The 16,783-nt window shown below is 62.9% G+C and carries 19 protein-coding genes; 10 read left to right on the top strand and 9 right to left on the bottom strand.

Annotation, left to right across the window (positions count from 1 at the left end; genetic code table 11):
• The first annotated feature begins 70 nt into the window (after positions 1 to 70).
• From LB566_RS27685 to LB566_RS27675, 3 genes are all read left to right on the top strand, one after another.
• Positions 71 to 1,423 (top strand): sugar ABC transporter permease, encoded by a 1,353-nt coding sequence (locus LB566_RS27685; RefSeq protein ID WP_140643604.1) that lies wholly within the window; start codon positions 71 to 73, stop codon positions 1,421 to 1,423.
• A gap of 15 nt (positions 1,424 to 1,438) precedes the next feature.
• A complete protein-coding gene (locus LB566_RS27680) occupies positions 1,439 to 2,239 on the top strand; it encodes an ATP-binding cassette domain-containing protein (protein WP_140554172.1) in 801 nt (266 codons plus the stop codon).
• A gap of 145 nt (positions 2,240 to 2,384) precedes the next feature.
• Entirely contained in the window at positions 2,385 to 4,007 is a 1,623-nt protein-coding gene (locus tag LB566_RS27675; protein WP_224629069.1) for a CHASE domain-containing protein, read from the top strand.
• 224 nt (positions 4,008 to 4,231) lie between these two features.
• On the opposite strand, the gene LB566_RS27670 is transcribed toward LB566_RS27675, so the two are convergent.
• The 5 genes from LB566_RS27670 to LB566_RS27650 all read right to left on the bottom strand — a co-directional run bounded on the left by LB566_RS27670 (position 4,232) and on the right by LB566_RS27650 (position 7,304).
• Positions 4,232 to 4,477, bottom strand: a complete 246-nt coding sequence (locus LB566_RS27670; protein WP_140500585.1) for a YMGG-like glycine zipper-containing protein — start codon at positions 4,475 to 4,477, stop codon at positions 4,232 to 4,234.
• 174 nt (positions 4,478 to 4,651) lie between these two features.
• Positions 4,652 to 4,855: a hypothetical protein gene (locus LB566_RS27665; RefSeq protein WP_224629067.1), complete on the bottom strand. Its 204-nt coding sequence runs from the start codon at positions 4,853 to 4,855 to the stop codon at positions 4,652 to 4,654.
• Between the two features lie 94 nt (positions 4,856 to 4,949).
• A complete protein-coding gene (locus tag LB566_RS27660; RefSeq protein ID WP_224629065.1) occupies positions 4,950 to 5,984 on the bottom strand; it encodes a sensor histidine kinase in 1,035 nt (344 codons plus the stop codon).
• A gap of 175 nt (positions 5,985 to 6,159) precedes the next feature.
• On the bottom strand, positions 6,160 to 6,324 hold the full coding sequence (locus LB566_RS27655) for a DUF1328 domain-containing protein (protein WP_140554166.1): 165 nt from the start codon (positions 6,322 to 6,324) through the stop codon (positions 6,160 to 6,162).
• A gap of 185 nt (positions 6,325 to 6,509) precedes the next feature.
• Positions 6,510 to 7,304 (bottom strand): response regulator, encoded by a 795-nt coding sequence (locus LB566_RS27650; RefSeq protein ID WP_140500589.1) that lies wholly within the window; start codon positions 7,302 to 7,304, stop codon positions 6,510 to 6,512.
• 219 nt (positions 7,305 to 7,523) lie between these two features.
• On the opposite strand from LB566_RS27650, the gene LB566_RS27645 reads away from it, so the two are divergent.
• Together LB566_RS27645 and LB566_RS27640 are read left to right on the top strand one after the other, a co-directional pair.
• Positions 7,524 to 7,727, top strand: a complete 204-nt coding sequence (locus tag LB566_RS27645) for a NepR family anti-sigma factor (protein WP_181172662.1) — start codon at positions 7,524 to 7,526, stop codon at positions 7,725 to 7,727.
• A 3-nt stretch (positions 7,728 to 7,730) separates the two neighbouring features.
• On the top strand, positions 7,731 to 8,282 hold the full coding sequence (locus tag LB566_RS27640) for an RNA polymerase sigma factor (RefSeq protein ID WP_140500591.1): 552 nt from the start codon (positions 7,731 to 7,733) through the stop codon (positions 8,280 to 8,282).
• Positions 8,283 to 8,350: 68 nt separating this feature from the next.
• Here the strand turns inward: LB566_RS27640 and LB566_RS27635 are convergent, their stop codons facing one another.
• The gene (locus tag LB566_RS27635; RefSeq protein ID WP_181172661.1) at positions 8,351 to 8,671 is read right to left on the bottom strand and encodes a response regulator; all 321 of its coding nucleotides are present in this window, start codon (positions 8,669 to 8,671) and stop codon (positions 8,351 to 8,353) included.
• 173 nt (positions 8,672 to 8,844) lie between these two features.
• Here LB566_RS27635 and LB566_RS27630 point away from each other — a divergent pair, with 173 nt between their 5' ends.
• The 3 genes from LB566_RS27630 to LB566_RS27620 all read left to right on the top strand — a co-directional run bounded on the left by LB566_RS27630 (position 8,845) and on the right by LB566_RS27620 (position 10,602).
• Positions 8,845 to 9,606, top strand: a complete 762-nt coding sequence (locus tag LB566_RS27630; protein ID WP_140554162.1) for a Crp/Fnr family transcriptional regulator — start codon at positions 8,845 to 8,847, stop codon at positions 9,604 to 9,606.
• 195 nt (positions 9,607 to 9,801) lie between these two features.
• Complete coding sequence (locus tag LB566_RS27625) at positions 9,802 to 10,128, top strand: YqjD family protein (RefSeq protein WP_140517891.1); 327 nt, start codon at positions 9,802 to 9,804, stop codon at positions 10,126 to 10,128.
• A 9-nt stretch (positions 10,129 to 10,137) separates the two neighbouring features.
• Entirely contained in the window at positions 10,138 to 10,602 is a 465-nt protein-coding gene (locus tag LB566_RS27620) for a hypothetical protein (RefSeq protein WP_224629063.1), read from the top strand.
• A gap of 13 nt (positions 10,603 to 10,615) precedes the next feature.
• Here the strand turns inward: LB566_RS27620 and LB566_RS27615 are convergent, their stop codons facing one another.
• Complete coding sequence (locus LB566_RS27615; protein WP_224629061.1) at positions 10,616 to 12,148, bottom strand: sensor histidine kinase; 1,533 nt, start codon at positions 12,146 to 12,148, stop codon at positions 10,616 to 10,618.
• Between the two features lie 144 nt (positions 12,149 to 12,292).
• Between LB566_RS27615 and LB566_RS27610 the strand changes: the two genes are divergently transcribed.
• Positions 12,293 to 12,466, top strand: a complete 174-nt coding sequence (locus LB566_RS27610; protein ID WP_181169562.1) for a hypothetical protein — start codon at positions 12,293 to 12,295, stop codon at positions 12,464 to 12,466.
• A 29-nt stretch (positions 12,467 to 12,495) separates the two neighbouring features.
• Here LB566_RS27610 and LB566_RS27605 read toward each other — a convergent pair whose 3' ends face one another.
• Positions 12,496 to 13,416 carry a diacylglycerol/lipid kinase family protein gene (locus LB566_RS27605; RefSeq protein ID WP_224629059.1) on the bottom strand — a complete coding sequence of 307 codons (921 nt, stop codon included), beginning with the start codon at positions 13,414 to 13,416 and terminating at the stop codon, positions 12,496 to 12,498.
• A gap of 272 nt (positions 13,417 to 13,688) precedes the next feature.
• Between LB566_RS27605 and LB566_RS27600 the strand changes: the two genes are divergently transcribed.
• Positions 13,689 to 14,984 (top strand): PRC-barrel domain-containing protein, encoded by a 1,296-nt coding sequence (locus tag LB566_RS27600; RefSeq protein ID WP_224629057.1) that lies wholly within the window; start codon positions 13,689 to 13,691, stop codon positions 14,982 to 14,984.
• Between the two features lie 75 nt (positions 14,985 to 15,059).
• Here the strand turns inward: LB566_RS27600 and LB566_RS27595 are convergent, their stop codons facing one another.
• Positions 15,060 to 16,616 carry an alkaline phosphatase family protein gene (locus tag LB566_RS27595; RefSeq protein WP_224629055.1) on the bottom strand — a complete coding sequence of 519 codons (1,557 nt, stop codon included), beginning with the start codon at positions 16,614 to 16,616 and terminating at the stop codon, positions 15,060 to 15,062.
• Between the last annotated feature and the right edge of the window lie 167 nt (positions 16,617 to 16,783).

Genomic DNA, 16,783 nt, shown 5'->3' with positions numbered 1-16,783 from the left:
CCCGGGGCGGGTAACTTCTAGGCTGGGTTCCGGCATCCGCGTCAGACGGGCAGGCCGGTGGGAGAAAATCATGACCGACACGACGTCCAACCCGCAGGCCGACACCGCGCGTGCGTCGGAGCTCGGCGCCGTCGCCCGGTTCCTGAAGGCGACCGAGATCGACACGCGTATGCTTGGCATGATCGGCGCGCTGCTGCTGATCTGGATCGGGTTGCATGTCCTGTCCAGCCTGCGTCTCGGCGTCAATCCGCTCGATTTCGACAGCCGTACCTTCCTCACGCCGCGCAATCTGTGGAACCTGTCGGTGCAGACCTCGGCCGTCGCCATCATGGCCTCAGGCATGGTGCTGGTCATCGTCATGCGCAACATCGATCTGTCCGTCGGTTCGGCCGAAGGGTTGATCGGCATGGTCATGGGCTTCGCCCAGGTGCATTTCCTGGTGCGGATGGTCGGACTCGAGCTCGGCAACCCATGGATCTGGGTCCTGGCGCTGGTCATCGGCCTGGTGCTCGGCCTGTTGATCGGCGCCTTCCAGGGCTTCGTCATCGCCTATCTCGAAGTGCCGGCCTTCATCGTCACGCTGGGCGGATTGCTGGTCTGGCGCGGTGCCGCCTGGTGGGTCACCAGCGGCCAAACGGTGGCGCCGCTCAACACGACGTTCCAGCTGATGGGCGGCGGCCCGGCCGGATCGATCGGCGCGACCTGGAGCTGGGTGGTCGGTATCGCCGCCTGCCTTGCGGTGGTGCTTGCGCTGTTCAACGGGCGGGTGCAGCGCAAGCGCTTCCGTTTCCCGCTGCGTCCGATCTGGGCCGAGACGCTGATTGGCGTGGTGACCTGCGCCGTCATCATGGGCGCGGTTTGGCTGGCCAATTCCTATCCGTGGCCGGTCGGCATCGTGAACAGATATGCAGCCGCCAACAACATCACCGTGCCCGAGGGCGGCCTGTTCATCGCCCACGGCATCGCCATACCGGTGCTGATGGCCATCGCCGTCGGGCTGGTCATGACCTTCATCACCAAACGCACCCGTTTCGGCCGCTATGTCTTTGCCATCGGCGGCAATCCGGAAGCAGCCAACCTCGCCGGCATCAATACGCGCTGGATCACGATGAAAGTGTTCATGATCATGGGCGTACTGGCCACGATCGCCGCCGCGATCTCGTCTGCCCGGCAGAACTCGGCCACCAACGTGCTTGGAACGCTGGATGAATTGCTGGTGATCGCGGCGGCCGTCATCGGCGGCACGTCGCTCGCCGGCGGTTCGGGAACCATCATCGGCGCCATGCTGGGCGCGCTTTTGATGCAGTCGCTGCAATCCGGCATGGTGCTGCTCGGCGTCGACTCGCCGCTGCAGAGTATCGTCGTCGGCGCCGTGCTGGTGATCGCGGTGTGGCTCGACACCGTCTATCGCAAACGCGTTTGAGGGAGGAGGACAATCATGGCTGACAGGATCGCTCCCGCCGGCAACCCGCTGGTCGACATGCGCAACATCTCAATCGCGTTCGGCGGCATTCGCGCCGTCGACGATGCCTCGATCGATCTTTTCCCCGGCGAGGTCGTGGCCCTGCTCGGCCACAATGGCGCCGGCAAATCGACGCTGATCAAGATCCTATCGGGCGCCTACAAGCGCGATGCGGGCCAAATCTTCGTCAACGGCGAGGAGGCCTCGATCTCCAATCCGCGCGATGCCAAGAAATACGGCATCGAGACGATCTACCAGACCCTGGCGCTCGCCGACAATGTCGACGCCGCCGCCAACCTGTTCCTCGGCCGCGAGCTGAGAACCGCCTGGGGCACACTCGACGACGTCGCCATGGAGGCCGAGGCGCGCAAGGTGATGGGCAGGCTCAATCCCCGCTTCCAGCGCTTCAAGGAGCCGGTGATCAAGCTGTCGGGCGGACAGCGGCAGTCGGTGGCGATCGCACGCGCGATCCTGTTCAACGCCCGCATCCTGATCATGGACGAGCCGACGGCAGCACTTGGACCGCAGGAAACCGCCCAGGTCGGGGAACTGGTCAGGCAGCTCAAATCCGACGGCATCGGCATCTTCCTGATCAGCCATGACATCCACGACGTTTTCGAACTGGCCGACCGGGTGTGCGTCATGAAAAACGGCCAGGTCGTCGGCACTGCCCGCACCAGCGATGTGACCCAGGACGAGGTGCTCGGCATGATCATCCTGGGCAAATGTCCGCCCGGCGCCATTCCCGGACCAGGCGCGCTGAAGATCGCTGCCTGAAGCCTGTCCGGTTGCCGCCTGGTCGCAAGATCCCGATCTGCCGGTCATGTGATATGCCAGCCGCCGGGATGGCTTGGCCTTGCCATTGTATTGGCAAGGCGACTTGCCCATAAAGGGCGCACATGCTGATGGGCCGCATCATCCGTTGAAGAAGCTTTTTCCAATCGTCGCTTTCGTTGCCGTTGCGCTGATCAGCATGACGATGGCGGGGTTCGCCTATTTCGCGACGCAGGAGGCGGCTCGCATCAAGTTCGACGCGACCGCGGACGACGCGCTCAACCGAATCGAGAGCCGGATCGACCTGCAGCTGTCGCTGCTGCGCTCGTCGCAAGCATTGTTCGACGCCCGTAATGGCGACATCTCGCAGAATGAGTTCAAAGCGTTCTTCGACGCGCTCGATGTCGATACCAATTTCGCAGGCCTGGGCGGCATCGGCGTTCTCCGGCTGGTGAAAGCAGGCGACGAGGCGACGGTCGAACGCGATATGATGCATGACCAGGGCATCAGGCGTCCGATCTATCCGGATACGACGCAGCCATGGCGCACACCCATTGTGCTGTTCGAGCCGCTCGGCCCGTCCAACAAGGCCATCATCGGCTACGACATGTTCACCGAGCCGGTGCGGCGCGCAGCAATCGAAAAGGCAATGGGCGATGACCAGCAGCACGCGAGCGGGCTGGTGCAACTCGGCCAGGGCACGGGCGCGGCGCAGACCTTCACCGGCTTCTACGTCTTCGTGCGGCTCAACGTTGAAACCGCACCCTACGCCTTAAACGCATCGCGATCCTCGACTGTAGGCTTTCTCTATGCGGCCTTCCGGGCCCGGGATCTGTTCCAGATCGCGCTCAGCCGCGCGCCGCTGCTGCCGGTCAACACCGAAATCTACGATGGCGCCGTCGATCCGGATCATCTGCTGTTCCGGTCGGAGACGCCGCCAGTCTCGGGCTTTGGCGACAGGCTGCTGGTCACCCGCAAGATCAGCGTCGCGGGCCGACCGTGGACCGTGCAGTTCAGGCCGACCAGCGCCTTCTCGCAGCCATCGTCGCGGGCCATCCCGGTCATGCTCGGCCTGTTCGGGCTGCTGCTGGCCGGCGCCATCGCGCTCGTCGCGCGCTATCAGGAGCGGGCCTACGAGGCGGCATCGCTGCTGCACGAGACGACGGAAAAGAGCCTGCTCGAAAAGGATTTGATGCTGCAAGAGATGAAGCATCGCATCAAGAATTCGATCACGCGGGTGCTGGCGATCGCGCGCCAGACCGCGTCGCGCGCCAGCGACGTCAATGAGTTCTCGGCATCGTTCTCGGCCCGGCTGCAGGCAATGGCCGCGTCTCAGGACATGCTGACGCGCTCGCGCTGGCAGAAGGCGGATCTTGGCGACCTGCTGCGCATCGAGCTTGGCCAGGTGTTCGGAAAAGAGCTGCCGGAAGAGCTTTTGTCCGGGCCGGAGGTGCTGCTTGACGAAACCACGACGCAGGCTCTGGGCCTTACCTTCCACGAACTGGCGACGAATGCGCTGAAATATGGCGAGGCCGGCAATACGGTCGGCGCCCTCAGGATCGAATGGTCGGTCGAGGGGCGTGGGCGTGACCGGGTCCTGGCTCTGAGCTGGCAGGAAACCGGGCAGAAGAAGGTCGACGCGCCGGCCACGACCGGCTTCGGCACCAAACTGATCGACCTCAATGTCACGCGTGAACTGCGTGGCACGATCCACCGCGACTATCGCGATGACGGATTGAATGTGGAAATCAGGATTCCGCTGCCGGGGTGAATGCCATCGGCCCTTGCCGGAATCGCTCCAGGCCCGCCGATAATTGCCGCACCGCTGTCGGGTTCGCCAAAGAGCCTGACAGCGGTGCGGTTCACTATGCCCGGAGCGGTTCAGCGTCCGATAGAAGCGCCGACCCGCTCAAGCTCTTTGTTTCGCAATTCCCTAGCTAGGGAAAGCGCTACGCGCTTTCCCGGGAAATGCTCCACGCTTTTCCTGGAATTGCCTTAGTTGCAGCGCGCCGTGTAGATACGACCCCGATGATCGCGATACTGGCAGTAGCCATTGCGCAGGTTGCGGACCAGCAGGCCTGAGCCGGCACCGACGGCCGCGCCGATCAGCGCGCCCTTGCCGCCGCCGACCAAGCCGCCTACGCCGGCGCCGATCAAGCCGCCCCCGACGACATCCTGCTCGGTCGAGGTGCAGCCGCTGACGGCGACCACGGCAGCCATGGCAATAAGAATTTTCCGCATAGGGTCACTCCTCACTTTAATAAGCTCCAGCCGTCACTTAGCATGAAAAATCGGCTTTTGCTGCTCCAATTTATTGTTGGTGAAGAGAGTCTTTTCCGGGCACATGGATTTCTGATGGCGCGGATCCGGAAATTGCGGGCGACGCGTGAGCCAAGACAGGAGCGGGAATTTCGATCAGGTCAGCTGGGATAGGGCGATCAGGACAATTATCGCCACCAGCGGGGCAACGATGCGCAGAATGCCATGAGCAGCCGGCGATGCCGCGGATAGCCCGGGATCCTGGAATTCGCCCATCGAAATGCGGGCGGCCTGCTCCAGTCTGTTCATGTCGGCGATCGTCAGGATGCTCCTCCGCTGCCGCAAAGCCGTCGAAAGCATGCTCCTCGACTCGGCAGTTCCCGTCGGTATCTGGGAAACACAGCATCTACCTTTATGGTGAACAGCCGGTTAAAAGCATGGCCGGATCCCCTAGCTAGTCCGTCTCGAAATTGCCGTGCGGAACGACGAGACGGTATTCGAGGCGACCATCCGCGATCTCGAGTCGCGCCGTTCCGTTCAGGGAAGAGGGCACCACGCGTTCCAGTGCGACGCTGCCGAAGCGCTTCTTGCCCTCTTGGTTGCTGTCGGTTCCTACGGTTTCGGCCCAGGTCAGCGACAGGGCAATGTCGCCATCGGTGGAGGCGTCGAGGACGGCGGTCACTTCGACGAAGCCCTCCGGCCGCGACAGGGCGCCGTAGCTGACCGAGTTGACGGCAAGCTCATGCATCGCAAGGCCGATGTGCAGCGCGGCATTGGGATTGAGGTAAGGATTTGCGCCGCGGAAGCGAAGGCTGTGCGACGCGCCGGTTCCGTAGCGGCCAACCTGACCCGCCACGAGTTCGCGAAGGGCAGCACCGCGCCAGTTGGAGGAGGTCACCAGATCCTGGGAGGAGGCCAGCGACTGAAGCCGACCGCGAAAGCGCGTCAGGAAATCGCCGATGCCATCGGAATAGCGCCCCGTCTGGGTGGCGATGCTCTGGATGATCGCCAGCAAATTCTTCGAGCGGTGCGTGACTTCGCGCAACAGCGTCGTCAGCGTCTGTTCGCGGCGCCGCTGCTCCGTCGTCTCGACCATGGTGGTGACAACGCCTTGCACGTCGCCGGCCTCGCCATGGTCGGCGTCGATCCAGACCTGAAACCAGCGGACGCCGTCCTCCATCGGAACGCCGATCTCAAGGCGCTGCGGATTGCCGCTTGCGACGACATCGCGCTTGGCAGCGCCGATGCGGTCGGCCTGTGCCGGCGGCAGGACGCCCTCGCCCTCGCTGCTGTCGGCGGCCCAGGGCGCACGCATGTTGCGCGCCCAGACCGTTTTCATGTCGCGGTCCTGATAGAGGACGGAAATGCCGGCATTGTGCAGTGCGTGGAGAAGCGCCCGGCCGAGTTGCATGCCGCTTTCGGCAGGATGCAGGGCGATAACCTCTTCGCCCCGCTCGTTTTTCTTGATATCTCGACCCCTGGAACGCATCCGACCTGTCCACCCCAACTCAGGCTGAACGGCTCACCGTCCAATGGGTTCCAAGCAGGTTACGGGAACCAGAGGCCTAAAAGCGGTCCGCCGGGCGGCGTCCTTGTGGGACACTACCCGGCGGTGGCTGGAAACCGTTTGAGGGGTGCGGCTTCCAGTGTTCGCCCAGTATCGCTCACGCCCGTTTGAACAGGCCGGCGAGAAGCGAAATGATGAGGAAAGCCAGAAAGATGAAGAACAATATCTGTGCTATCCCGGCAGACGTGCCGGCAATGCCGCCGAAACCAAGCGCGCCGGCGATGATTGCCACGACGAGAAATACGAGCGCCCAGTAAAGCATGGTTCCATCTCCTTCCAACTGTGCAAGAAAAACGTGGGTGGATGCGGTTTGTTCCACTATTTGCCGAAAAAGACGATCCCCCGGGGCACCATTGTGGCGCGAAAAAACAGGGCACGGCCAGCGGAACCTCCGGCTGGCCGTGCCCTGCTTTTTCGCGCGTGTGCGGCGACTTCAGATGCGCATGGCTATGCGGCTGCCTTCGCCTGCCGGTCGAAGAACAGAGCCTGGCTGATCAGCGCCTTGACCATGTCGGGGTTGAACGGCTTCGTCACCAGGAAGGCCGGTTCGGGACGCTCGCCGGTCAGGAGCCGCTCGGGAAAGGCGGTAATGAAGATCACCGGCACGGAAGTCGACGACAGGATCTCGTTTACCGCCTCGATGCCCGAGCTGCCGTCGGCGAGCTGGATGTCGGCCAGCACCATCTTAGGCCGCGTCTTGCCGAACATCGTCACCGCTTCGGCATGGGTGCGGGCCGTGCCGACGACGCGATGGCCCAGGCTCTCGACCATCTCCTCTATGTCCATGGCGATGAGCGGTTCGTCCTCGATGATCAGAACGTCGGTCGCCACCTGACGGGAAATCTCATTGCTCGCCTGAGCAAGCAGCTCTGAGAATTCCTGTTCGCCGACGCCGAGGATTTCGGCCGCCTCATCCTCGCTGAAACCCTCGACGGCAACCAGAAGGAAGGCCTGGCGGGGAAGCGGCGCGATCGCATTGAGATTGGCCGCGGCGCGCTGTTCCCATGCCGACTGCGCCTGCTCCTGTGGAACGCGGATGGCGACGGACGTGAACAGTTTGGCGAAGACCTTGTACAGCGCGATGCGGTCGCTGGATGCCTCGGGAAAAATGTCCACATCGGCGATGATGGCCTCGAGCATCGCGGCAACCAGCGCGTCGCCGCTCTCCTGCGATCCCGAGACGGCACGCGAGAAGCGGCGCAGGAACGGCAGGTGCGGAGCGATGGTGGCGGATAAACTCATGACGGACGTCTCCCTCAGATGACGTGATTGACTAAAAATGCAGGTCAAGCCCCATTGCAAGCCCCAACGACATAAACGCGCGCCTTCGTAAAAAGTTCCGGCCTGGGAACCAATGCGCTTGAACGGCGTTTGAGTTGGGGATGGGCAACCAGATGAGGATGCCGCTTGCCTTGTGTTGAGTGTATGTTGAGCGGCTTTGGGGCTGGATTAAAGGGCGAAATGAAGGAAATGACGAAAGATGTCTTGACTGGCGCCGCAAGCAGGCGCCGGAACGGCGCGGGCGACCCGCTCGGGCCGAATTCCGAAATCGGACGCAAACTCAAACAATATTATGACGAGCTGGTCTCCGACGATGTGCCGGATCGCTTCGCGCAGTTGCTCAGGCAACTGGAGCGGACCGAGCCCGCACAGAAGAAGGACTGAGGCATGGCAACGGTCTCACAAGGCTTCAAGACCGATCTGCTTGGGGCAATACCGAGCTTGCGCGCCTTCGCAGTGTCCCTGACGCAGAATGCCGATAAAGCCGATGATCTCGTACAGGAAACGCTGGTCAAGGCATGGGACAAGCATGAGAGCTTTCAGCCCGGCACCAACCTCAAGGCATGGCTCTTCACCATCCTGCGCAACGAGTTCTATTCGCAGATGCGCAAACGCGGCCGCGAGGTGCAGGATAGCGACGGCATCATGACGGCCAGGCTTGCGGTGCATCCCGCCCAGCACGGCCAGCTCGACCTCAAGGATTTCCGCGGTGCACTCGAGCAACTGCCGGAAGATCAGCGCGAGGCCATCATCCTGATCGGTGCCTCGGGCTTCTCCTACGAGGAGGCGGCGGAGATCTGCGGCTGCGCGGTCGGAACGATCAAGAGCCGCGTCAGCCGAGCCCGCACGCGCCTGCAGGAGATACTGAAAATCTCCGGTGAGGACGAGTACGGTCCCGACGCGATCTCAGCACAGGTCACGGGAACGGCGGCGCACTGAAGCGCGTCGCCTCGAAACGGCAGGGAGAATCGCCATCGCCTCTCTGACCACTACGCAATTTGGCGCTGTCAGGCGGGTGGAACTCGCCCGCAGGCCAGGGCCAACGCTTCCACAAGATCTTCGCCCGAATAAGGTTTGCTGACCAGCCTTATCCCTGGAAAGGCAGCTTTGATCTCGTCTGCATCCGAATAACCGGAGGCAAAGACGAAGGGGACTCCCATTTCGCGCAGGCCTGATGCAAAGTCGAAGGTCGGGGTGCCGCCCAGCATGAGATCGATGATCGCCGCATCGAATTGGGTGGCAACCTGTCGACCATCGATCTCGGCCAAGTCGCGGACGATCACCACTTCGCGGGCGCCATGGTCGCGGCAAAGCTGCTCGACATCCATGGCGATGAGAAATTCATCTTCCAGGACAAGTATGCGCAATCCATCAAGCAAAGGGGGCACAGGCAATGGCTCCTTGAAACACAGCGAGTCATGATCGCTATTTGGCGCGCTGTCATTTAAAAAAGACGTGCCATCGTAGCGGCTGAGCCCGCGGTTCTCGAGGAGCGCTCGAAATGTCAATCCAGAACGGTCTTGCTAGCTCCAGCCGTCGGTTTGATTGCGAGAATTGCCCATTGTGGCCGCTGGCGGGTTTCCGCAAATTCGAGAGATCGGAACTGGCCTTTATCGATAAATTGAAGAAAGGCGAACTCGCGGTCGACAAGGGCGCAACGGTGCTGGTGGAAGGACGCCGCAGCGCCCACTTCTACACGGTGCTGTCGGGCTGGGGTTTCCGTTACAAGCTGTTGTCGGACGGCCGCCGTCAGATCCTCAACTACGCCATTCCCGGAGATCTCATCGGGCTGCAAGGCAGCGTGATGGGCGAGATGCAGCATTCCGTCGAAGCCCTGTCGCCGATGCTGCTTTGCGTGTTTGAGCGGGAGTCCCTGCATGAGCTCTACCGCAACCATCCGGGGCTGGCCTATGACATCACCTGGATCGCGTCACGCGAGGAGCGGATGCTGGACGAGAACCTGCTCAGCGTCGGCCGCCGCAGCGCGATCGAGCGCACCGCCTATCTCATCGCCTTCATCGGCAGCCGTGCCAAGGCCGTCGGCCTCAATAGCGGGCGGCTCACCCGGATCGCGTTCACGCAGCAGCACATCGCCGATACGCTCGGCCTGTCGTTGGTCCATACCAACAAGACGATTCGCAAGCTGATGGATCGCAAGCTGATCGCCTGGCGCGACGGCGGCTGCGAGATCATCGATGATGAAGGGTTGAAGGAGCTTGCCGGCTGGGAGGGGCTGGGCGAGGGACAGCGGCCACTGATCTGACCGGATGCAGGAGGACCCGTTTTGAGCTAAGGTTCGATATCGATGGAACCGGGATGGCCTCTATCCATTGGAGTGAGCGTGATCTTTTCCGCAAACCGATACCCGCTTTGCGGGATCATGCCCGTTTATCCGAACCGCTCGGAACCTTGAGACATGCAGCGCGTTGAAACCAAAGCAATCACAAGGAGTTAAGCAATGGCAGCTGCCGCAGGAAAGAACGCAAGCGAAGCCCGCGCGAATTCGGACCTCGAAGCCGATATCAGGCAGTTGAAGGCCGATATCGACAAGCTTACGAAGCAGTTGGCCAAGACAGGCGAGCATGGATATGGCACCGCCCGCCGCGCCGCTGCCGAAGGCGTCGAGCATCTGCGCGCCCAAGGCGAGGCAGCCTTTGACAGCCTGCGCAGCAACACCAGGGATATCGAGGCGCAGATAGCGGCAAGCGTGCGCGAGAAGCCGGTGACATCATTGGCGATCGCCGCCGGCGTCGGCTTCCTATTCGCGCTCCTGGCACGCCGCTAGTACCCGCAAATGGGAATGCTGGCTTCCCTTGTCTCGGGCCTGGCTTCGGGCGAAACCGTTGCAGCCATGCGCCGCGCGCGCACGGCTGCAATCGTCTATGCGCTTGCCGCGCTCGCGGCGCTGTGCGGTCTCGGCTTCCTGATCGGAGCCGGCTATATATTGGCTGCGGGCCGGTATGGACCGCTCGCGGCGGCTTTGGGATTCGGCGTCGGCTTTCTGATCGTCGCTGGCCTGATTCTGCTGGTTTATCGTTTCTCGGCCGGGTCACGCGCACGGCGCCGGGCAGAACGGCGCAAGGCCGACATGACGGCGATCGGCGTCACCGCCGCACTGGCGGCGCTGCCGGCGCTGCTCAAGGGTAAGGGCGGCCTCGGAGCCATTCTCGGTCCCGCCGTGGCGCTGGCGGCCTATGCCATCTACCGCGAGAACGTGAAACCAGGTCCCGGCGGGCCGGCTGGCGGCGACCCGGATTAAGGTCGGGGGCCCGTTACTTGGAGAGATCCTCCAGCGGCATGGATATTTCGGCGAAAACGCCTTCCGGCCGGAACTCATGCGCCACTTCGCTGGACATGACCTTGGCCAGGCTGCGGCGGATCAGGATCGAGCCGAAACCATGCCGCTCGGGCGGGGCAACCGCGGGACCGCCGCTTTCGCGCCAGGTCAGGACAAGGCGGCGGCCGCCTTTTCTGCCTTGTGTCTTCCAGCTCAGATCGACCTTGCCGGATGTCGCCGACAGCGATCCATATTGTAGGGCGTTGCTGGCCAGTTCGTGCAGGATCAGGCCCAGTCCCACTGCCTGGTCGGGCGACAGCAACAGATCGGGACCGGTGATCGTCATGCGCAGCTGCTCGGCGGTGTCGAAGGGCCTCACCTCGATCTGGACGAGTTCATGGATGCCGATGCCGCGCCATTCCCGGTCGGACAGGAGATTATGGGCGATGCCGAGCGCTTGGAGCCGGGCGCCGAAGGCCTCGAGGAACGCGCTCGGCTGGCGGGCATGGCGCACGGTCTGCGTCGCCAGCGCCTGAACGGTCGCCAGCGTGTTCTTGACGCGGTGATTGAGTTCGCGCAGCAGCAGCCGCTGTCGTTCTTCGCCGAGCTTGCGTTCGGATATGTCGTAGCTGACCCCGAAGATCAGCGTCGGCCTGCCGTCGGCATGGCGCTCGATGACGCGGCCGCGCGTTGCCAGCCAGCGCGGCGGATGGAAGCCTTTCACACGGTACTCGCCGAAATAGTCGTCGCCGCCGGCCAAGGCGTCGCGGAAGCGGGTTTCGGTCTGGTAGGCGTCACGCGGATCTATCGCCATCACGATGTCGCGCGCCCGCAACCGGTTCGATCGCGGCAGATTGAACAATTCCGGCAGCAGAACGTCGCATTCGATCATGTCGGTGCGGATGTCCCAAGCCCAACTGGCAAGCGATGCCGCGTCGAGCGCTATGGCGCGCCTTTTTTCTTCGCGGACCAGCGCCGCCTCGGCGATGGCGCCGCTGCGCGTCGCGTCCTTCAGCGTGAACAGGCTGGCGGCGAGGCCGGCCAGTTTCTTCAACTGGTCGAGCCTGACGCGCGATGGATAGGAACGGGGTTTGCGGTCGAAAACGCACAGAGTTCCGATCCTGGCGCCCGCGACGGTCACCGGGGCGCCCGCAAAGAAGCGGATGTGATGCTGGCCAGTGACCAGCGGGTTGGCTTTGAAACGCGGATCCAACGTCGCGTCCATTACCACCATCGGTTCTTCGCCTGCGGCAATCGCATGGGCGGAGAAGGAGATGTCGGTTGCGGTTTCGGTCTCGTCCAGGCCGACCCGCGACTTGAACCACTGCCGCTCGACGTCGACGAGCGTGACCAGCGCGATCGGTGTGCGCATGGCGGCTGCGGCAAGGCCGCTGACGCGGTCGAAATCGGCGTCGGCCATCGTATCCAGCGCCTGCAAGCCATGCAGCACGGCCAGCCGGCCGGCGTCGTTGACGACGCGCAATACTTCGGCCGGCAGGCCCGGAGCCAATTTGCCCGCTTTGTTCACCAGCGCTCCCGCGAGCCTTCCGTCTTCGCTCTGCCGACTTGCCGGCGAAGGGCTTGGCCAAACGCGGAACCTTCGTAGCAAGGAACCGTTACCCGATGATGTTTTGCCAGAGTCCAACCCGTCCAAATCGCATCGAGGCCGGCCATGCCCAAGACCATTCCTGAAAACAAAGCGCGTCAAGGGCACTGGGGCTGGCACGGCTTGCGAATCCTGATTGCCGGGCTTCTCCTGGCTTTCGTCGTCTGGGGCGTTGTTGAGATTTATGGCGAGTACACGAAATCGCCGACGACCGAACAAGGCAGCGCTCCGAGCGGCTAGTCGTCGATCTCTCGTCGGCTGCCTTTGCATCAGGCCGCCTTCGCCCGCACACCGTGCCGCGGCACCAGCACGTTCAATGCGCCCGGATGGATCTCGATGGTGATTTCGTCCTCGAGCTTGATGAGTTCACCATCCAGGACGGCGCGGAATTTCCTGGCCGCCGACCGGATCTTCAGCACAGCCCGCTCCGTCTGATGGATCTCGACATGTTCATTGTCACGCCATTTGCCACGCGCGACGTTGAACAGGAACTTGATCAGTTCGGCGCGTTGCTGCGCGACCGTGACATAGATGCCGAGCACGCCGCCCGCCGGATTGTCGGCAAAGGGCAAGTGTCCCTCGCCAAAGAGGTTGTTGGTGATGCCGACGCCGGTGGTTCGCGCCGTGATCTCGGCTTCACCGATAGTGAGGGTGACCGTCATCGCCGGCGGATTTTTGATCGTCGCCCAAGCCGCCTTGACGGATGCTCGCATCTTTCCCAGCCGGGATCCAAACTCCATCTTCTGGCGTAGCTGCACCATCTTGGCATGCATGCCGATCGAGAATTGATGCACGAAAGGCCGGCCATTGGCGGTGGCGATATCGACGGCCATTACCTCGCCATCGGCGAAGGATCGCAAGGCCGTGTCCAGCGTCTGCGGTATGCCGAGTCCGCGCGCGAAGAGGTTCATGGTGCCCGCGGGCAATATGGCCAGCGCCTTTTTCTTGCCCATCAGCCGCGCCGCCGCCGCCGAGATCGTGCCGTCGCCGCCGCCGGCGAGCACCACGTCGACGCCGCGTCGCGAAGCCGCCTTGTCCAATGCGGGCACGATATCCTTGCCGGCAACCACGTCGACATCGATGGAATGGCCTGCCGCCTCCAGCATGTCGCGCATGCGATCGCAAAAGGCCTCAAGATCAGTGGTGCGTAAGGTGCCACCGTCCCGGTTCAGCACCGCCGCAAACCGCATGCCTGCTCCATGTTCTCAAGACAACTCCAGGCCGGAGAAGCTCCAGCCGCCGGCTGAACGGCGCAAGTGGCAAAAAGGTTCCGTACGATCGAGGGAATTCCGTTTGCGGCATACAATTCGCAGGCGCTGTTGGCGGTGAATATGAGCGGCCGCTTTTGTCGGAACAACAAGGTGGTCACGACGTTGTGAACAGGCGAATGCCGCGCCATTCGTCGCCTGCGACGGCGCATGACGGGCGGCATACATGAAATCAGGCACGAGGAGACATCATCATGATCCGCAATCTTTTGGCCACCACAGCTCTCGCCATGCTTGTGGCGACGGGCGCCAATGCGCAGACGACCCCGACACCGGCTGCGCCTGGCGCGGAGGAACCCGCCGCCCCGGTGGTGCACGCCGAGGGCAGCATCGTCACCAACATCATTGGTGAATCAGTCTACAACGGCACCGGCGACAATGCCGAGAACATCGGCAAGGTCAGCGATGTCGTGTTCGACAAGGACGGTCAGGCGAAATCCGTCATCATCGGTGTCGGCGGTTTTCTCGGCGTCGGAACGAAGAATGTCGCTTTCGATTACGACAAGCTGCAATGGGCCGAAAAGAACGGCGATCGCTGGCTGGTCGCCCAGACGACCAAGGACGAACTGACGGCGCAGCCGGAGTTCGACACCAAGCCTTATTCTCCGGCACCTGCCGCATCGACGGCTGCACAGGCGCCGTCCACATCCGCGTCGACCGATACTGCGCAAGCGCCCGCCGACATGAACGCGGCTCCGGCGGAACCGGTGAAGCGGGCCGACGGCAATCTCGCCACCAATATCATCGGCGAAAGCGTCTATAACGGGACCGGTGACGACGCGCAGAACATCGGCAACGTCAACGACATCGTCCTGAGCAAGGAAGGCAAGGCGCAATCGCTGGTGATCGGCGTCGGCGGCTTCCTGGGCATCGGCGAGAAGAACGTCACCTATGATTTCGGCAAGGCCCAGTGGGCCGAGAAAAACGGCGACCGCTGGCTGGTTGCTCAAACCACCAAGGAAGAGCTCCAGGCATTGCCGGACTTCAACCGCAAGGCCTATGATCCGGCTCCGGCCACGACCGCTTCCAATGCGCCGGCAGCAACCACGCCGGCCGCCACCACGGCACCTGCCGCGGCTCCGGCCGACAAGACGGCCGCTGCTCCGGCAGCTACGGCTCCCGACCAGACGCAGACGGCCGCCATCGACAAGTCGACGCTGACCGCCATGCCGGTCGGCGAAATCAGGGCAGACGATCTGAAGGGCACCACCGTTTATGGCGCCAACGATGCCAAGGTCGGTGAGATCGGCGACGTCGTGCTGACGCCCGACAACAAGACCGACGCGGTCATCGTCGATGTCGGCGGTTTCCTCGGCGTGGGCGAGAAGGAAGTCGCCGTCGGCATGGACAATCTGAAGTTCATGACCGACAAGGACGGCAACAAATATCTCTACACGACCTTCACCAAGGAGCAGCTCGAGGCCCAGGCCGCCTATGACAAAGGCAGCTACGCGCAGAACCGCGAGCAGCAGCGGATGATCGTGAGATAGCAACGGCAGTAGGGCAGTAGGGCAGTAGGGCAGTAGGGCAGTAGGGCAGTAGGGCAGTAGGGATTCCCTATTCCCCTACTGCCCTACTACATAGCCCACAACGCCATCGCTGGTCAGTTCCGCCAGCGCCAGCGACTGGTCGAGATGTTCGGCCCGCCAGGCAAGCAGCCGTTCGGCGAATTCCAGCCTGACCGGGAGATAGGCGGGATCGGCGGCGAGATTGGCAAGCTCGGCGGGATCCTTCTCCAGGTCGAACAGCAATGGCGGCAGGCCGCCGCCGAAATGCACATATTTGAATTTTTCCGTGCGGATCACGGCGAGGTTGCACTGGCGCGACGCAAGGCCGAAATGCCGTTCGGCTTCCCCGTCCGCGATCGAACGGAAATCGAATTCCCAATGCGCGGCATCGCGCCAGTCCGACGGCTCCTCGCCGGCGATGAACGGCCGCAGCGAACGTCCGTCGAGATGCGGCGCGGGTTCCCCTCCGAGCAGCTCGAGCAAGGTCGGCAATATGTCCACCGCCTCGGTAAAGCGGTCGACGGCCATGCCTGCGGTTCGGTCGTGACGCGGGTCGCGGATGACCAGGGGGATATGGTAGCTGGCATCGAAGAAGCCGCCTTTGCCCAGCATGAAATGGTCGCCCATCATCTCGGCATGGTCGGAGGTAAGCACGACAACAGTATCGTCCCACGCGCCCGCCGCCTTGACCGCCTGCCAGATCCGGCCGAGCTGCGCATCGACTTCCGAGATCATGCCGTAATAGATCGCGCGGATGCGGCGGAAATCATCCTCGCTCCAATCGTGGACCTTGCCCGCGGCGCCAGGACGAAACTTGTGCTTTTTTTGCCTGCCGAAGTCATAAGCGAGATAGGGATGGCTGTCCGCCTCGTCGCGCCAGCCCGCCGCGCGGCGAAAGCCGGGGCCGTCGGCGGGGTCGTACATACTGTCGTATGGCGCAGGCGCGATGAAGGGCGGATGCGGGCTGATGAAGGACAGATGCGCGAACCAGGGCGCGGCATGCTCCTGTTCGCCCAGCCATCGGATGAATTCGCCGGCAAGAAAAGCCGTCGGCGTCTGCTCCTTCGAATAGACGGGCGGCGCAGTCGTCACCGAGCCGGCATCGCCTGCCCCTTTCGCCGGTCGATGGATCGCGGGGGAGCCGGCGTCGGTATCGATGCCCTGCATTCGCAGCCATGACAACCACTGCCTCTGATGCTCGGGCAGCAATTGGCGCACCGTGAAACCAGGCAGTACGCCTTCATAGCTTCGCAGCCGCGGGTCAGCCTGAGCGAGCCGGCGCGGATCCAGCGACACGTCGGTGTAGCCGAACAGCGTCGGATCGTAGCCCAGCGCGCGCGCCGAAAGCGCTATATTGCCGTGACGGGCATCGAGCGGCGTGCCATTGCGGCAAACCCGGTTATTCATCTGGTAGAGGCCGGTATAGAGGCAGGCACGGGCCGGCGAGCAGGGTGCCGCGCCGCCATAGTGCCGCTTGAACAATACGCCTTCCGCTGCCAATGCGTCGGCATTCGGCGTCTTCACCAGGGGATGGCCAGCCGCCGAAAGGCAATCGCCGCGCCATTGGTCGCATGTGATCAGGAGAACGTTCGGACGCCTGCCTTTTCCGGTCACTGGGCGATATCCTTGGCTAATGTTCGAGCGTCGCTCATGGAACCGAAATCCGCCCCCGGCGCAAGCCCGGGCTGCTGGTGGATCGGTGAACAAACTGCTTTTGATTGTTCACTTCCAGAGTACAGTCCATCCCGCCTTTGTCGCCTTTGACGGGAACAGGCCGATGC

Source organism: Mesorhizobium sp. CA13 (genome assembly GCF_020165235.1).
Lineage (GTDB): Bacteria > Pseudomonadota > Alphaproteobacteria > Rhizobiales > Rhizobiaceae > Mesorhizobium.
This window is presented reverse-complemented; position numbering and strand designations above follow the sequence as displayed.

Bases quoted from the DNA above. Each gene is read 5' to 3' on its own strand.
- LB566_RS27685 (WP_140643604.1), top strand. From the start codon at position 71: ATGACCGACACGACGTCCAACCCGCAGGCCGACACCGCGCGTGCGTCG.
- LB566_RS27680 (WP_140554172.1), top strand. From the start codon at position 1,439: ATGGCTGACAGGATCGCTCCCGCCGGCAACCCGCTGGTCGACATGCGC.
- LB566_RS27670 (WP_140500585.1), bottom strand. From the start codon at position 4,477: ATGCGGAAAATTCTTATTGCCATGGCTGCCGTGGTCGCCGTCAGCGGC.
- LB566_RS27665 (WP_224629067.1), bottom strand. From the start codon at position 4,855: ATGCTTTCGACGGCTTTGCGGCAGCGGAGGAGCATCCTGACGATCGCC.
- LB566_RS27660 (WP_224629065.1), bottom strand. From the start codon at position 5,984: ATGCGTTCCAGGGGTCGAGATATCAAGAAAAACGAGCGGGGCGAAGAG.
- LB566_RS27655 (WP_140554166.1), bottom strand. From the start codon at position 6,324: ATGCTTTACTGGGCGCTCGTATTTCTCGTCGTGGCAATCATCGCCGGC.
- LB566_RS27650 (WP_140500589.1), bottom strand. From the start codon at position 7,304: ATGAGTTTATCCGCCACCATCGCTCCGCACCTGCCGTTCCTGCGCCGC.
- LB566_RS27645 (WP_181172662.1), top strand. From the start codon at position 7,524: ATGAAGGAAATGACGAAAGATGTCTTGACTGGCGCCGCAAGCAGGCGC.
- LB566_RS27640 (WP_140500591.1), top strand. From the start codon at position 7,731: ATGGCAACGGTCTCACAAGGCTTCAAGACCGATCTGCTTGGGGCAATA.
- LB566_RS27635 (WP_181172661.1), bottom strand. From the start codon at position 8,671: ATGGATGTCGAGCAGCTTTGCCGCGACCATGGCGCCCGCGAAGTGGTG.
- LB566_RS27630 (WP_140554162.1), top strand. From the start codon at position 8,845: ATGTCAATCCAGAACGGTCTTGCTAGCTCCAGCCGTCGGTTTGATTGC.
- LB566_RS27625 (WP_140517891.1), top strand. From the start codon at position 9,802: ATGGCAGCTGCCGCAGGAAAGAACGCAAGCGAAGCCCGCGCGAATTCG.
- LB566_RS27620 (WP_224629063.1), top strand. From the start codon at position 10,138: ATGGGAATGCTGGCTTCCCTTGTCTCGGGCCTGGCTTCGGGCGAAACC.
- LB566_RS27610 (WP_181169562.1), top strand. From the start codon at position 12,293: ATGCCCAAGACCATTCCTGAAAACAAAGCGCGTCAAGGGCACTGGGGC.
- LB566_RS27605 (WP_224629059.1), bottom strand. From the start codon at position 13,416: ATGCGGTTTGCGGCGGTGCTGAACCGGGACGGTGGCACCTTACGCACC.
- LB566_RS27600 (WP_224629057.1), top strand. From the start codon at position 13,689: ATGATCCGCAATCTTTTGGCCACCACAGCTCTCGCCATGCTTGTGGCG.